The sequence below is a fragment of the Streptomyces sp. WAC04114 genome, assembly GCF_019733245.1.
In the GTDB taxonomy this organism is placed as follows: Bacteria; Actinomycetota; Actinomycetes; order Streptomycetales; family Streptomycetaceae; genus Streptomyces; species Streptomyces massasporeus_A.
Map to the genome: position 1 here is coordinate 1 of NZ_JAIGQA010000043.1, position 15240 is coordinate 15240.

Genomic DNA, 15240 nt, shown 5'->3' on the forward strand with positions numbered 1-15240 from the left:
GCGCCCCACGGGCCCCGGCACCGGTTGCGTGCCGTCGACCGGGACGAGGTGGTGACGGTGGCGGACCTGCTGCCGCCGGGCGCCACCTGGCTGCCGGCTCCGCAGCACACCCTGCCCACGCTGCCGGGGCAGCCGCCGATGGTCGGCTACCTGGTGCTCGTCCCGGCCGACCAGCAGCCGCCGTTCCCGGTCGCGGTGCCCGACCTGCCGCGGTCCGCCGGCCCGGACCTCGGTGCCGAACCGGACGGCGAGCCGCTGATCCGCGTCGACACCGTGCAGCGCACCGCCCGGGTGGCCGGGCAGCCGCTCGACCTCACGTACCTGGAGTTCGAGCTGCTGGCGCACCTGGTGGCGCACCCGAACCGGGTGCACACCCGCGACCAGCTGGTGGGCACGGTGTGGGGCTACGGGCACGTGGGCGACGGCCGCACGGTCGACGTCCACATCGCCCGTCTGCGCCGCAAGCTCGGCGCGGAGCACCGCGACACGATCCGCACGGTGCGCCGCGTGGGCTACAAGTACGTGCCTCCGACAGCACACTGACACCACCCCCGCTCGCCCTGCCCCTCCCCGTCTGCCGACAGCAGATCCCCGTTCCCTCCTCTCCCCCGACCGGGCAGAGTCACCGGCATGAGGCTTCTGATGCTGGGTGGTACGGAGTTCGTGGGACGGGCCGTCGTGGAGGCGGCGCTGGGGCGCGGCTGGGACGTGACCGTCTTCCACCGGGGGCGGCACGACGCGCCGCCGGGTGTGCGGTCGTTGCTCGGCGACCGCACCGCGCCCGGCGGCCTGGCCGCCCTCGCCGACGACCCGGGCGAGTGGGACGTCGTCGTCGACACCTGGTCGGCGGCGCCCCGGGCGGTGCGGGACACGGCGCGGCTGCTGAGGGGCCGCGCCGGCCGGTACGTGTACGTGTCGAGCTGCTCGGTGTACGCGTGGGCCCCGCCCGCCGGGTACGACGAGGACGCGCCGGTGGTCGAGGGGGCGGCGGCCGATTCGGAGCAGACCGACTACGCCCGGGACAAGCGGGGCGGCGAGCTGGCCACCGTCGAGTCCTTCGGCGCGGACCGCTCGCTCCTCGTCCGGGCCGGGCTGATCCTGGGTCCGTACGAGAACGTCGGCCGTCTCCCGTGGTGGCTGACCCGGGCGGCCCGCGGCGGCCCGGTGCTGGCGCCGGGGCCGCGGGACCTCCCCCTGCAGTACATCGACGTCCGGGACCTGTCGGAGTGGATCCTCGGCGCGGTGGAGCAGGAGCTGAGTGGGCCGTACAGCCTGATCAGTCCGCAGGGGCACGCCACGATGGGGACCTTCCTCGACGCGTGCGCGCGGGTCACGGGCGGTGCGGCCGAGCTCCGCTGGACCGAGCCCGGGGTGATCCTGGAGGCGGGCATCGAGCCGTGGACCGAGCTGCCGGTGTGGGTGCCGCCGGGCAGTGACCTGCACGACGCCCTGCACAGCGCGGACGTCTCCCGGGCGGTCGCGGCCGGGCTGGTGTGCCGGCCCGTCGAGGAGACCGTGGCCGACACCTGGAACTGGCTGTGCGGCATCGGCGGTGTCGCGCCCCAGCGCCCGGACCGGACGCGCAAGGGCCTCGACCCCGAGGTCGAGGCGAAGGTGCTCGCGTCCGGCGCCGGCGCCTGAACGACCCGCCCGAGGTGTACGTAGCACCACCCCCGGCCGGGTGTCCCGGCCCCGTGACCGGGCGGGTGTGCTCGGCGAGACTGACGCCATGACCACGGACACGAAGAACGGCAGCGGGCGGACGACAGGGCGGGGCATCGGGCTCGCCGCGGTGCGGGGGCTCGCGCTGGCCCTCGTCTCCCTGCCGGGGGCGGTGCTGTGCTTCTGCCTGTCCCTGGTCTCGATCGCGCTCAACATCTTCGCCAAACCGGGGCTCGAGGTCTCGGACGACAACAACCGCCGCGTGCTGGCGGTTCTCGCCCATCTCGACCACGGCCGGTGAAACCGGACGAGCCGCCCGTTCACCCACCGTGGAGGATCCACAACTTCCGGTGCCAAAGGGGCTGTTGAGGACACACGGTCCTCACGAATCTCGCATCAATTTCCGAGACATCTGAACACCGGTGGGACCACCTCCGTATGGAAGGGAGCCGCTTCACTCCTGTCGGGCGCCTCGATGCCCCCGAAAAAGGAAGTCAGAGGAGTTCCATGGGACGCAACACAAGAAAACGCCGTACGCCGCTGGCCACCAAGGCCATTGCCGCATCGGCGGCCCTAGCGCTCGGTGGGGGCGGGCTGATCTGGGCAAACTTCTACGCCTCGGCGCACGAGGAGAACTCGGCGAACCAGACGAAGTCCGCGGGCGCACAGATCGCCACGATCCAGTGCCCGGACGTCGGACAGAAGCTGACCGACGTGCCGCGACGCGCCCGCAAGGGGGTGGACAAGGAGCTGGCCAACCTCGACAAGCAGATCAGCGAGGCCTACACCCGGCTCGCCTCCACCCGTCAGGCCCAGGCCGGTGACGCGGGCTTCGTCGACAACGCCATCCTCGGCCCGCTGAAGTCGAAGCGGACCGCGGTCATCGACCGGATCGGCATCAACATCCGGCGGGTCGGCGGCAAGGCTCCGGCCAACCTCGAGCAGATGGCCTCGTGTCAGGGCATGGCCGCCGACGCCGACACCACCGACGGCCAGGCCGGCGATGGTCAGAACAACGACGGCCAGAACAATGACGGTCAGAACAACGACGGTCAGAACGACGGCGGTCAGAACGACGGCGGCGGCCAGGACCAGGGGCAGGACAACGGCGGCCAGGACAACGGGCAGGGTGGCAACGGCGGGCAGGCCGACAACGGCCCGGCGGCGGACGACTTCATCAACATCGAGGACGTCCAGCCCAACTCCCGCAACCTGCCGAACGGTCTCGCCGCGAACGGCGACGGCGGTTCGACGGGCACGTTCACCACGCAGTGCGGCACCAACGAGAACGAGAACCGCAACTCGGACAACGTGATCGTGGCGCCCGGCGTGTCCAACGGTGCGCAGCACCAGCACGACTACGTCGGCAACCAGAGCAACAACGCCTTCGCGAGCGACGAGGACCTGGCGAACGCCGACACGTCCTGCCAGAACCAGGGCGACAAGTCCTCGTACTTCTGGCCGGTCCTCCGGATCCAGGACGGCTCGGACGACATCGACGCCGGTCAGCCCGGCGGTGGCCAGGACGGCAACGTCGGCAAGATCGTCGAGCCGGCCGAGGCCCAGCTGAAGTTCGTCGGCAACCGCACCAGCGACGTCGTCGCGATGCCGACGGCCCTGCGCATCATCACCGGTGACGCCAAGTCCCTCACCAACGGCCTGAACAACGCAAACACGGCCTGGACCTGCACGGGCTTCGAGGACCGTCAGGTGACGGACAAGTACCCGATCTGCCCCGACGGCAGCAGCGTGGTCCGACTGTCCAACTTCCAGAGCTGCTGGGACGGCCAGAACATCGACAGCGCCAACCACCGCACCCACGTGGACTTCGTGGAGGCGGACGGCAGCTGCTCGAACGGCTTCAAGGCCATCCCCCAGCTCCAGGTCCGACTGGTCTACGACGTACAGGCGCCGCAGATCGAGAACGGCCAGGTGCAGAACGCCTTCGCGGTCGACTCCTTCCCGGAGCAGCTGCACAAGCCGATCACCGACCACAACGACTTCATCAACTTCTTCGACGACAACGTGATGAACGAGATGGTCGAGTGCATCAACAACGGCCAGGACTGCCAGTAGTCCTGATCCGATAGCGGCAAGAGGCCGGCGGTGGGAATTCCCACCGCCGGCCTCTTGCTGTCGCGGCCCGTGCGTTCAGCCGTGGTGGCCGGCGCCGCCGTCGTGACCGTTCTTGTTGTGGCTGCCGCCGGGGTTCATGTGCTCGGAGCCCTCCTCCATGGTCCCGCCGAGGGTGCCCTGCAGCGACGTGACCGTCTTCTGCTCGCCGACGGCGACCCACTTGCGGCCGACGAGGTAGTAGCCGCCGTAGTCCTTGGCGCTGTTCAGCCACTCGCGCTGGCCGCGGTCGGTGGCGAAGGTGGCGAGGACATACTTCTCCTTGCCCTTCTTGCACAGGGCCTGGCGGATGGTGTCCGCGTCGGTCTGCATGTTCGGCTTGCAGTCGGCCTCGGCCGCGATGTGCTCCAGGCTGCCGCTCACCTCCTTCGGAACGGCCGCTTCGTCCTTGTCGCCGGATCCGCCGCAGCCGGTCAGCGCCAGTATCGCCACCGCGCCGCTCAGCGCGAGCATCGGTCGGGTCACCCTCATCTGTTCCTCCGGTCCTTGTCGGCACGGTCCATGTCACGGCACGGTCCGGACGCATGCCGCACGGAGCCCCGGCAAGAGGCTCTCGCCTTCGATACGGCCGCGGAGCCCGCCGTGCTCAAAATCCCGCTGCCCCGGTGTGCACTCCTGTGCGAGGGTGATCCGGTGGATCAGGACTGGGAAGATCGCGTGGCCGCCCTGTGGGACCGTTTCGACGACTACGCCGAGACGGAGGAGGACGAGGCCCGCTTCCGCGCCGATGTCGACGCCCTGGTCGCCGAGCTGCCCGAAGGCAGTCCGCTCGGGCCGTTCGAGCAGGCCTGCGCCTGGGACTCCACGGGCCACTCCGACAAGGCGGTCCCGCTGTACCGGGAGGCGCTGGAGAAGGGCCTCGCCGACGCCAGTCCCTACAAGGCCCGCCGGACGAAGATCCAGCTGGCCAGCTCCCTGCGGAACATCGGCCGGGCCGAGGAGGGCGTCGCGCTGCTGACGCCCGAACTTCTCGCGCCGTCCGACGAGCTGGACGATCCCGTACGCGCCTGTCTCGCCCTGTGTCTGTCGAGCCTCGGCCGCGACCGGGAGGCCCTGGCACTGGCCCTGGGCGCCCTGGCCCCGCATCTGCCGCGCTACCAGCGGTCCATGGCGAACTACGCCCGGCTGCTCGTGGAGCCCGGGGAGCACCCGGGCGCGTGACGCCGAGGGGGGCAGGTGACCATCCAACGATTCGCTCGTTCTGCTGAACGTGCAGTCACAGGATGTCGCCCAGCGCCCCGCACCTCCCTCCCCGTCCGGCCCGGTCGTCGACGTCGAGCAGGCCGAGGCCGCGCTCGTCGAGCACTACCCGCGGCTCGTCCGGCTGGCCTATCTGGTGCTGCCGCCCGGGCTGGGCCGCAGCCGCCGCGTCCTGACCGCGCACGCCCTCACCCAGCGGGCCCTCCCCCGCACCCGCACCCGCACCCCGGCCCCGATGATCCCGGCCCAGTCCACCGGCCGGGACGGCGACCCGGGGTACGCCCTGGTCCGTCTCCAGGTGCTGCGCACAGCGCTGGAGGCGGGCCTGCCGCTGAGGGCGAAGGCGTGGCCCAAGAGGTCCCAGCTGCCCCCGCTGCTGCCGCACGTGTGGGGTCTGAAGCTGTTCCCGCGCTCCGGCGGTGCCGACGAACTCTCCCTGGACCAGCGGCTGTCCACCCTCTCGGGCCCGGCCCGGGCCGCCTACGCGCTGCTCGGTCTGGAGCGGCTCACGGACGACGGGGTGTGCGAGGTCCTCGCGGCGGCGGGCGTCGCGGACCCGGAGGGCGCCGTTCTGGAGGCCGGCGGGATCCCCGCCCAGTACGGGCTGCTCGACTCCCCCGAGTTCGACCCCTGCTCGCTCCAGGCCCGCCCCACCGACCTGATGCGCCGCCGCCAGCACCTGAAGGCCGCCCTGGCCGCCGGTGCCGCGCTGCTGGCCTGCGGGGCGCTGCTCGGACTGCCCGGCGAGGGCTGGGGGCCCGAGGGCGCCGCGGCACCCCCGTATGCGCAGAACCCGGCCGCGCAGGCCGCCCTGGACCCCTCGAAGCTGACCCGGATGCCCCCGACCGCCTGGCGCAGCTCGGCACGCACCGACTTCTCCGTGTGGCCGGCCCGCGGCGACCTGACCGGCGACAAGGCCCTGCTGCGCCGCGCCCTGGCCGTGTGGGCCCGCCCCGGCGAGACGGTCCAGGTGTCGGTGACCCCCGGCACCCTGTCCGGCGGCCCGGCCGGACCGCCCCAGCTGCTGTACGCGGGGACGGTCGACGCGGCGCGCGTGGTGATCCTCTACGACGGTCTGCGCATCGCCCGGTACGCCGAGCCGAAGGACGGCACCCAGGGCGCCGCCCTCGACTTCGCCCGGGTCGACGGGGCCGGGCGGGCCGAGGCGGGCGCGGTGGTCCTGGGCCGCTCCGACGGCAATGTCCGCTATCTGACGGCCCCTTGGGTGCGCAAGGCCGGCGAGCGGGACCTGATGAAGCCGGGCTCCGGCGCGATGGACCTCGCACTCACCGACGGAGTGACCGCACCGCTGGCCAGCCCGGCGCTGCGGTCCGGCCCCTGCTCCTCGTGGAACGTGCTGCAGGTGACCGACGGCACCAGGACCCGGCTGCTGACCGACCTGGGCGAACTGGTCCCGGCCCGGCTCACCGCCGGACGGCCGGGCGCCCCGCGCGAGGTGTCCGGGACCGAGGCGCTGCACACCTGGCAGCCGTTCGCCTGCTCGCTGGGCACGGTGCGCTCGGCGGGAGTGCGCAGCGTCAACGCCTGGGCGTTCAACGAGCAGCCGCTGCCCGACGCGAGCGGCTCGGCGGCGTGGGTGTGCACCCGGGCCGAGACCTGGCGGGGCGGCGGGGCGCGGGTGCTGGCGCAGTTCCACACGCCGGGCGGGGCGCACGGAGCAGCTGCGGCGCAGGCCGAGAACGTCCCGGCATGCGGGCCACGGGATCCGCATGTGCTGGCCGGGGTGCTGTGGAAGGCGAAGGCCGGTGACTGGTACCTGCTGGCCGCGGGGAGCCGGGAGACCGCGTCGATCCGGGCGACGGGCGCAGTGAACGGGGCGGCGCGCGGCAGTCTGCTGACCGTGCCGGCCGAGCAGGGGGCGCAGGCTCAGCTCAAGGGGACCCTGAAGGACGGTCGTTCGCTGGGCGGGCTGCGCTGACGGAGGCGGATGTGGGGCCCGCTCGGTGAGGCCGGCTGAGCCCCGCGATCGATCCGGGCCGTTCGAGGCCGGAATCGATCGGTAAGGTGTTCGCATGACTACCGGGGTTCGCCGCAGAATGGGAGTCGAGGAGCGGCGGCAGCAGTTGATCGGCGTCGCCCTCGAACTGTTCAGCCGCCGCTCACCCGACGAGGTCTCCATCGACGAGATAGCGTCGGCCGCGGGCATTTCACGCCCGTTGGTCTACCACTACTTTCCCGGCAAACTCAGCCTGTACGAGGCGGCGTTGCAGCGGGCCTCGGACGATCTGGCGGCTCGTTTCGTGGAGCCGCACGAGGGTCCGCTGGGGGCGCGGCTGCTGCGCGTGATGCACCGCTACTTCGACTTCGTGGACGAACACGGGCCCGGTTTCTCCGCCCTCATGCGCGGCGGTCCGGCTGTCGGCTCCTCCACGACCAATGCGCTCGTCGACTCCGTACGGCAGGCCGCGTATGTCCAGATCCTTTCGCACCTGGGCGTGACCGATCCGCCGGCGCGCCTCGAACTGGTCGTCCGTTCCTGGATCTCCCTCGCCGAGTCGACGGCGCTGATCTGGCTGGACGGCCGGCGCATCCCGCGCGAGGAGCTGGAGCCCCAGCTCGTCAACGACTTCGCCGCCCTCGCCGCGGTCAGTGCCGCCTACGACGAGGAGATGGCCACGCTGCTGCGCGGCATCGTCAAGGACGAGCCGGCCGACGGCCCGTTCGCGCTCCTGGCCGGCCGGCTCATCGCCCTGGCGAGCTGACCGAACTCAGCTCTCGAACTTCGCGTACGACGGGTCCAGGTCGCGGACCTCGGCGGAGGCGTGCAGCGCGAGCCCCCCGGCCGGCTTCAGATGCGCCCGCAGCAGCTCCAGCGCCCTCTGCGTGAGCCGGGCCTTGACGTCGTCGGTGCGGCCGGCGAGCAGGGCGATGTGGATATGGACATGGGCGTGCCCCTCGGTCTCGGGGCCGACCACGATGTCCTCGGTCGGGCGGAACCGGGTCTTGCAGGCGGGCGGCCTGGCGGCCGCGATCTCGACCGTCGCCTCGTGCAGCGCCTTCGCGAAACCGGGCCGGTCGAAGTCGCCGGCGAGGTCGGCCGAGTAGTCGACGGTGATCTGCGGCATCAGTGCTCCTGTTCCGGGCGGCCATCACGCTCACCCTAACCGCAGGGCCAGCATCGCGATGTCGTCCTCGCGGTCCTGGCCGAAGCAGCCCAGCAGCACGTCGCAGAGGTCGTCGAGACCGGCCGGGGCGCCGGCGGCGGCCGTGCGGAGCTGGTCCATGGAGGTCGTCAGGGGGGTGCCGCGGGTCTCGATGAGACCGTCGGTGATCATGAGCAGGCGATCGGTGCGGTGCAGCCGGCACTCGGCCGCCGGGGGCCGCTCCAGGCCCAGGCCGAGCAGCGGACCGCGGGCGTCGGCGTACCGGGCGTCGCCCCCGTCGCGCAGGATCAGCGGCGGGATGTGACCGGCGTTGGCGATGCGGACCCGCCCGCTGCCGGGGTCGAGCAGGGCCAGGCACACGGTGGCGGTGACGTCGGGGTGGTACCTCTGGAGCATCCGGTCGAGCCGTGTGGCCAGCACGACGGGGTCGGACTCGTCGACGCAGTAGGCGCGCAGGGCGTGGCGGATCTCGACCATGACGGTTGCCGCGTCCAGGGAGTGCCCGACGACGTCCCCGACCGCAGTGAGGACCCCGTCGCGGGTGCGCAGGGCGGCGTAGAAGTCGCCGCCGATCTCCGCCTGCTCGGAGGCGGGCACGTAACGGACGACGATGTCGACGCCCGGCAGGTGCGGCAGCTTGTGGGGCCGGGGCAGGAAGCTGCGCTGGAGGGTGAGGGCGACGCGCCGCTCCACCTGGTACATCAGCAGCGGTTCGGCGGCGAGCACGGTGGCCTGGGCGAGGCGGGCGCGCAGCCCGTCGTCCGCGGGGTCGCCGGTCGCCGGACGTCGCACGGGCGTGGCGAGGCACACCGTGGTCCGGCCGTCGTGGGCCGTCGCCACGGTCAGGCGGGCGTCCTCCTCGACGCCGGTCCGGAAGACGCCGGCCGGCCACAGCGGCGCGGGGACGACGGTGGTGAGCGCGCCCGTGCGGCCCTCCGCGAGCCGGGTGACGAGCCGGGCCGCCGCCTGGTGGGCGGTGCTGTCCGCGTCCGCGGGGCCGCACCGGGCGGTGCCGCGGTACGGCTCGCCGTCCGGGCCGACGACGAACACCACGGCGGGTGAGGGGGTGAGGCGTGCGGTGCCGTCGGCGGCTGCGGTGGCCAGTTCCCGGGGGCAGCGGGCCGCCTGCACGCTGATGACGGCCTCGGCCAGCAGGGTCAGCCGCCGGACGGTGGTATCGGTGCCGGTGGTGCGGCGGGCGCCGCGTACGGCGGCCCGGACGACGGCCTGGATCTCCAGTGGTTCGGCGGGCACGGTCAGATAGGCGTCCCCGCCGGAGTCGAGTCCCCGGCACCGGTCGCCGGGCGCGGTCGCCGCGGCCGAGAAGTGCACGACGGGGAGTGCGGCCATGGGCGGCTGGGCCCGGAGTCGGCGGCACAGTTCGAAACCGCTCATGTCGGGCAGACCCACGTCGACGAGAGCCACGTCGGGCAGGGTGCCGTCCCGCAGCCGGACGTCGAGCTCCATGAGCGCCTCGCCGCCGCTGGCGACGGGCACGACGCGGTGACCGGCCCGTTGCAGCACCGCGCCCATGGCGTAGCGGCTGGCCGCCACGTCGTCGACGACCAGCACGGTGGTGCCGGGGCTCTGCTGCGTGCCACTGGGGTCCAAGTCGGTGGCCCCTCGGGAGCGTACGGGGATGGGGCGGACCGTGGTTCACGGCCCGCCCCACCCAACGTAGTGCGCTATCCGGCGGACCGGGTGAAGACGGCGACCGTGCGCCCCGGAACGGCGAACGTGCCCGATTCGGCCGCGTAGGAGGAGGACTTGACGGTAGAGTCCGCCCCCGCCGCCTGCACCGGGTGCAGCCGGTAGCCGGCCCCGGCGAGTGCCGCGACGCGCTGTTCCTGCTTCTGTGGCGTGGCGTTGAAGACGACGACGAGGTCACCGAGCCGCATGGTGATCACACCGGGCGTCTCGTCCTGGCCGGACAGCGGGAAGGACAGCCGGGACTGCACCCGCTCGGCCGTGCCGAGGGAGAAGTCCTTCTCGGTGCCGCGGATCCGCAGCAGGTCGCGGTAGGCGGCCGAGGTGCCCTCGATCTGCTCGCAGCCCACCTCGACCGTGCTCAGCAGGGGCTTGGCGTACGGCCACTTGTCGGTGTTGTCGGCCGCCATGGGCAGTCCGCGGCCGAAGCCGTTGCCGTCCTGGCACCTCCAGTGGACGGCGTTGAACCAGTCGCCGCTGTCGTAGGAGTTGCGGTCCAGGGACTTGGAGCGCAGCAGGTCGGTGCCCGCCTGGGAGAGGGCCGGGCCCTGCGAGAGGGTGGCCGTCGCCATGGCCAGGACCTGCATCCGGGCCCGGTCGTCCGCGCTCGTCGAAGCGGGCAGCTTGAAGGCGAGCGCGTCGAACAGGGACTCGTTGTCATGGGCGTCGGCGTAGGCGAGGGCGTCACCGGGGGCGTCTGCGTAGCCGGCGGGCGCGCCGTTGTAGTCGACCTCGGAGCCCTTGACCTCCTTGCCCGCGGTGTCGGTGAACCGGTAGCCGGCGAGGTTGCCGGACAGGCCGACCTTGATGAGGTCCTGGTAGTGCAGCAGGCGGGCCTTCTGCTCGGCCTCGGTGCCGTTGCTCTTCGACGAGTTGGGGTCGGTGTACAGGCCCGAGGCGAAGCCCTGGACGCCGGGGTCCTCGTCGAAGGGGCCGCCACCGCGGACCGCGTCACGGGCCCGGTCGGAGAAGGTGGCGATGCCCGTGCCGGCCATGTTCTTCTGCGTGGCCTGGACGAACCGGGCGTCGTCGGCGATCTCGCCGAAGTTCCAGCCCTCCCCGTAGAGGATGATCTTCTTGCCGTCGACGCCGTCCTCCTCGAGGGTCACCGCGTCGAGGGCCTTGCGCACGGCGAGGATGTTGGCCTTCGGGTGGTGGCCCATGAGGTCGAAGCGGAAGCCGTCGACCTTGTACTCCTTCGCCCAGGTGACGATCGAGTCGACGACGAGCTTGCCCATCATGGCGTTCTCGGTGGCGGTGTTGGCGCAGCAGGTGCTGTTGGCGACCGAGCCGTCGGCGAGGAGCCGCTGGTAGTAGCCGGGCACGATCCGGTCGAGGACGCTGGTCTTCTCCTGGCCGCTCGCGGCGGTGTGGTTGTAGACGACGTCCATGACGACCCGCAGTCCGTCGTCGTTGAGGGCCTTGACCATCTTCCGGAACTCGACCGTGCGGGCGGTGCCGTCCGGATCGGTGGCGTAGGAGCCCTCGGGGACCGTGTAGTGGTACGGGTCGTAGCCCCAGTTGTAGGCGTCCTTCGCGGCGGTCTTCCCGACGCACTCCTGCTGCTTGTCGGAGTCGGCCGGGAAGGAGGCCAGGTCGCAGTCGGGCTTGGCCTGGTCGGCCTTCTTCTCCGGGATGGTGGCGATGTCGAAGGCGGGCAGCAGGTGGACGTAGGAGGTACCCGCCTTCGCCAGCTCGCGCAGGTGCTTGCTGCCGTCGGCGGCCTTGTCGGTGAAGGCGAGGTAGGTGCCGGGGTGCTTCGAGGTCCGGTCCTCCACGGAGAAGTCCCGGATGTGCAGCTCCTGGATCTGCGCGTCCTTCAGCGGTACGGCCCTGGGCTTGGTGTACGCCGACCAGCCGGAGGGCTTGAGGGCCTTGTCGCCCAGGTCGACGACGAGGCTGCGCTCGGAGTCGGCGGTGAGGGCGAGGGAGTAGGGGTCGGTGACCTTGTTGGTGACGACCTTGCGGACGCTGGGCGCCCAGACCTTCACGACGTAGCGGTAGGGCTTGCCCTTCCAGGATTTCGGGCCGGTGACGGACCAGACGCCGGTGGCGGCGTCGCGCTTCATCGGCGCGGTGGAGTCACCGATCTCCAGTGACACCTGCTGGGCGGTCGGCGCCCACACGGACAGCGTGGGGCGGCCCTTGGAGAACGTCGGGCCCAGGTCGGCCTTGGTGGCGCCGGGGTACAGGTCGTCGAGGACTCCGGCGATCTGCACGCCGGTCGCGGCGAGCACGGCGCCGTTCGCCGCGTGCTGGGTGGCGACGACCTGGCCGCGCAGGGCCTCGCGGACCCGGTCGCGGTCACGCGGGTCGACGGTCCAGGCGTCGTACTCCTTCAGATGCGGGAACTTCGCCTTCTGGGCGTCGGACAGCTCGCCCTTCGACAGGCGCAGCCACTTCGCGTCACCGGTCAGGGCGCCGTCCTTCGCGGCGATCGAACCATCGCGGGAGTACAGCAACTGGGTGGAGGCGGCGGCGTCCGAGCCGTTCCAGGCGAGGGTGTTCCGGTCGATCCAGACGGCCTTGGAGGTGGTCGGGTCGAGGGCGGCGGCACTGCCCGCGGGCTGCGGGAGCAGGTACTTCTCCTGGCCGTTCACCAGCCACACCTCGTGGCCGTTCGCCTTGAGGTCGAGCGACTGGTCGGTGGGCAGATCCTTCTCGTCGCCCTTGTGGATGATGTAGCTGAGGCTGGTGGCACCCTCGGTGAGCGGCACCTCGTAGACAGCGCCATAGGAGTCAGTCTTCACCGGCTCGAGGGGGTTCGACCAGTCGGTGGGGTTCGCGGCGCCGGTCCAGACGTGCAGGCCCCAGCCGTCGTAGGTGCCGTCGGCCCGGTGGTAGTGCAGGACGGCCTTGGTCTTGTCCGGCGCCGGATGGTCGGGGCGCTCGGTGGTGACGGTGTCCTTGCCCTGCTCGATCCAGACCTCACCGGTCTTGGTGACGTCGATCGTGCGGTCGGTGGCGACGTCCTTGTTCCCGTCCTTGTCGATGACGAGGAAGCCCACGTCCGAGGCGCCGGGCTTGAGCTTGACCCAGGCGAAGGCTCCGTAGGCGTCACGGCCGGTGAAGGGGTGGCTCTTCGGCCACTCGGTGGCCTCGCCCTCGGCGAGGTCGCCCCAGGCGTACAGGCCCCAGTCGGCGTAGTCACCGTCGGTGCGCTTGTAGTGGACGATCGCGTAGTCGCGGGAGGAGGCGGTGGGCGGCTCCTCGGCGGGCGGGGTGCCGGTGGTGGAGGCGGCGAGGGCGCCGGCGGTGCGGCCGGCCGAGTCGATCACGACGGCCTTGTAGCGCAGGGCCGTGCCGGGCGCCACGTTCGTGCCGATGGTGTGGGTGACCTTGTACGGGGCGTGGTCGGCGGAGCCGAGGGTCTGCCATTTGCCGTTGCCGGTCTGCGCGGCGAAGACGACCCGGTTGAGCTGTCCGCCGTCCGTGTCTGCGATGACCTCGACGGTTCCCGTCGCACCCGCGGCCGGGGCCTTCAGGGTGATCGTGGGCGCGGTGGCGGGCTTGGCGAGCCGGCCGGAGGCCTTGAGGACGACCGCCGAGCCGGCCGGGACGGTGACGGTGAGCTTCTTGTCGCCGTCGCTCTTGGGGGAGGCGTCGGTGCCGTGGATGCCCTTGAAGGTCATGCCGGCCGAGCCGGTCGGGAAGGTGGCGGTCTCTGCCTTGCCCGCATTGTTGAAGGCGACGACGTACTCGGTGCCGGTCTTCGCGTCGGTGCGGGAGAAGGCGTAGACGCCCGGGCCGTCGGCCGCGTACCGCTGCTGCTGGACGCCGTCGGTGAGGGCCGGGTGGGCCTTGCGCAGTGCGGCGAGGGCGCTGATCTGCCGGTAGAGCGGGGCCTTGGTGTCGTAGGCGTCCTCGGCGTGGGTGCGGTCGGTGCCGATGCGGTCGTCGTCGAGGTAGTCGGCGGTGCGCGAGGCGAACATGCTCTGCCGGGCGTCCTTGTCACCGCCCGGGCCGGTGAAGCCCTGCTCGTCGCCGTAGTAGACGACCGGGTTGCCGCGGCTGAGGAACATCAGCTCGTTGGCGAGCTTGTCCTTGGCGAGGAGCTCGGCGTCGGTGGCCTTCGGGTCGTCCTGCTTCAGGAACGACCCGATGCGGCCCATGTCGTGGTTGCCGAGGAAGGTGACCTGCTCGTACGCGTTGGCCTTGCCGGTCGTGTACTTGTAGTCGTCGCCGAAGACAGCCGCGAGCTTCTGCGCGCTCGCGCCCTGCGAGGCGTACTGCCGGGCGGCCTCCTGGAAGGGGAAGTCGAGCGTGGCGTCGAGCCGGCCCTGGGTGACGTACGGGGCGGTGACGTTCGTGTCGGCCGAGTAGACCTCGCCGAACATGAAGAAGTCGTCCCGGCCGCGCTTGGCGGCGTAGGCGTCGAGGGCGGTGGCCCACTGCGTCCAGAACTCCATGTTGACGTGCTTCACGGTGTCGATCCGGAAGCCGTCGACGTCGAAGTCCCGCACCCAGCGCTGGTAGATCTTCTCCATGCCCCTCACGACCTCGGGGCGTTCGGTCCACAGGTCGTCCAGGCCGGAGAAGTCGCCGTGTTCGGAGCTCTCACCGGCGAAGGTGGAGTCGCCCCGGTTGTGGTACATCGTCGGGTCGTTGAGCCACGACGGGACCTTGACGTTCTTCTTCGCCGCGGGGACGGTCGGGGTGCGTGGGAAGGAGCCGGTGCCGACCTCGGGGAAGTCCCGTCGTCCGTCCGCGTAGTCGGCGTCGTCGAAGGGCTCGCCGTCCTTCGTCAGGTACGGGAAGGCGCCCTTGGAGAGGTAGTCGTAGGACTTCTCCTCGTAGTCGACGACGTCGGCCGTGTGGTTGGTGATGACGTCGAAGAAGACCTTCATGCCCTTGGCGTGGGCCTTGTCGATGAGGGTCTCGAGGTCCTTGTTGGTGCCGAAGTGCGGGTCGACCTGGGTGAAGTCCGTGATCCAGTACCCGTGGTAGCCGGCCGAGGCGTTGGCCCCGGTGCCCTGCACGGGCTGGTTCTTGAAGATCGGGGCCATCCACAGGGCGGTGGTGCCCAGGCCCTTGATGTAGTCGAGCTTCTTGGTCAGGCCCTTGAGATCGCCGCCCTGGTAGAAGCCCTTGTCGGTGGGGTCGTAACCGGTGGCGAGGCGGGAACCGGTCAGGCCGCCCTTGTCGTTGCGCGGGTCGCCGTTGGCGAAACGGTCCGGCAGGACGAAGTAGAACTGCTCACGGGTGGCGTCGTGCCGTGCGGGCGCGGCGGCCAGCTTGGCGTCGGAGGGGGGCGGAGGCGGTGTGTCGGCCCGCGCGGCGAGGGGCTGGACGAGCGCTGCGGCCAGCGCGGTCACGGTGACCGCAGCGACCCGTCCGGCATGGGTGGTTCGGCGCCTCGACGGCGTCGGCCATCTCGGTATCACAGATGGGCTCCTTGCGATTACGGCTCTTC

At 71.5% G+C, this 15240-nt stretch carries 10 protein-coding genes and 2 pseudogenes; 8 read left to right on the forward strand and 4 right to left on the reverse strand.

Annotated elements, in window-relative coordinates; genetic code table 11:
* The 5 genes and pseudogenes from K4G64_RS14465 to K4G64_RS14485 all read left to right on the forward strand — a co-directional run.
* The coding region (locus tag K4G64_RS14465; RefSeq protein ID WP_221756446.1) for a winged helix-turn-helix domain-containing protein at positions 1 to 543 on the forward strand (543 nt) is incomplete at its 5' end.
* Between the two features lie 87 nt (positions 544 to 630).
* Positions 631 to 1641 carry an SDR family oxidoreductase gene (locus tag K4G64_RS14470; protein WP_221756447.1) on the forward strand — a complete coding sequence of 337 codons (1011 nt, stop codon included), beginning with the start codon at positions 631 to 633 and terminating at the stop codon, positions 1639 to 1641.
* A gap of 88 nt (positions 1642 to 1729) precedes the next feature.
* Positions 1730 to 1873: pseudogene (locus K4G64_RS14475) on the forward strand (sensor histidine kinase); the annotation flags it as partial.
* Positions 1874 to 1963: pseudogene (locus tag K4G64_RS14480) on the forward strand (DNA-binding response regulator); the annotation flags it as partial.
* A gap of 206 nt (positions 1964 to 2169) precedes the next feature.
* Positions 2170 to 3738, forward strand: a complete 1569-nt coding sequence (locus K4G64_RS14485; RefSeq protein WP_221756448.1) for a DUF1996 domain-containing protein — start codon at positions 2170 to 2172, stop codon at positions 3736 to 3738.
* A gap of 75 nt (positions 3739 to 3813) precedes the next feature.
* On the opposite strand, the gene K4G64_RS14490 is transcribed toward K4G64_RS14485, so the two are convergent.
* Positions 3814 to 4266, reverse strand: a complete 453-nt coding sequence (locus tag K4G64_RS14490) for a hypothetical protein (protein WP_221756449.1) — start codon at positions 4264 to 4266, stop codon at positions 3814 to 3816.
* 162 nt (positions 4267 to 4428) lie between these two features.
* Between K4G64_RS14490 and K4G64_RS14495 the strand changes: the two genes are divergently transcribed.
* The 3 genes from K4G64_RS14495 (at position 4429) to K4G64_RS14505 (ending at position 7718) form a co-directional block, all read left to right on the forward strand.
* Complete coding sequence (locus K4G64_RS14495) at positions 4429 to 4956, forward strand: tetratricopeptide repeat protein (protein WP_308122367.1); 528 nt, start codon at positions 4429 to 4431, stop codon at positions 4954 to 4956.
* A 49-nt stretch (positions 4957 to 5005) separates the two neighbouring features.
* The gene (locus tag K4G64_RS14500) at positions 5006 to 6934 is read left to right on the forward strand and encodes a hypothetical protein (RefSeq protein WP_221756450.1); all 1929 of its coding nucleotides are present in this window, start codon (positions 5006 to 5008) and stop codon (positions 6932 to 6934) included.
* 94 nt (positions 6935 to 7028) lie between these two features.
* Complete coding sequence (locus K4G64_RS14505; protein WP_221756451.1) at positions 7029 to 7718, forward strand: TetR/AcrR family transcriptional regulator; 690 nt, start codon at positions 7029 to 7031, stop codon at positions 7716 to 7718.
* Between the two features lie 6 nt (positions 7719 to 7724).
* Here the strand turns inward: K4G64_RS14505 and K4G64_RS14510 are convergent, their stop codons facing one another.
* The 3 genes from K4G64_RS14510 to pulA form a co-directional block, all read right to left on the reverse strand.
* Positions 7725 to 8081, reverse strand: coding sequence for a 5-carboxymethyl-2-hydroxymuconate Delta-isomerase (locus K4G64_RS14510; RefSeq protein WP_221756452.1), 357 nt, complete (start codon positions 8079 to 8081; stop codon positions 7725 to 7727).
* 30 nt (positions 8082 to 8111) lie between these two features.
* Positions 8112 to 9731 carry a fused response regulator/phosphatase gene (locus K4G64_RS14515; protein ID WP_221756453.1) on the reverse strand — a complete coding sequence of 540 codons (1620 nt, stop codon included), beginning with the start codon at positions 9729 to 9731 and terminating at the stop codon, positions 8112 to 8114.
* Positions 9732 to 9805: 74 nt separating this feature from the next.
* Positions 9806 to 15211, reverse strand: coding sequence for a pullulanase-type alpha-1,6-glucosidase (gene pulA, locus K4G64_RS14520; RefSeq protein ID WP_221756454.1), 5406 nt, complete (start codon positions 15209 to 15211; stop codon positions 9806 to 9808).
* Positions 15212 to 15240: the final 29 nt, after the last annotated feature.

What these genes read in the sequence shown, in the direction of transcription:
- K4G64_RS14470 (WP_221756447.1), top strand. Translation starts at nt 631, where the DNA reads ATGAGGCTTCTGATGCTGGGTGGTACGGAGTTCGTGGGACGGGCCGTC.
- K4G64_RS14485 (WP_221756448.1), top strand. Translation starts at nt 2,170, where the DNA reads ATGGGACGCAACACAAGAAAACGCCGTACGCCGCTGGCCACCAAGGCC.
- K4G64_RS14490 (WP_221756449.1), bottom strand. Translation starts at nt 4,266, where the DNA reads ATGAGGGTGACCCGACCGATGCTCGCGCTGAGCGGCGCGGTGGCGATA.
- K4G64_RS14505 (WP_221756451.1), top strand. Translation starts at nt 7,029, where the DNA reads ATGACTACCGGGGTTCGCCGCAGAATGGGAGTCGAGGAGCGGCGGCAG.
- K4G64_RS14510 (WP_221756452.1), bottom strand. Translation starts at nt 8,081, where the DNA reads ATGCCGCAGATCACCGTCGACTACTCGGCCGACCTCGCCGGCGACTTC.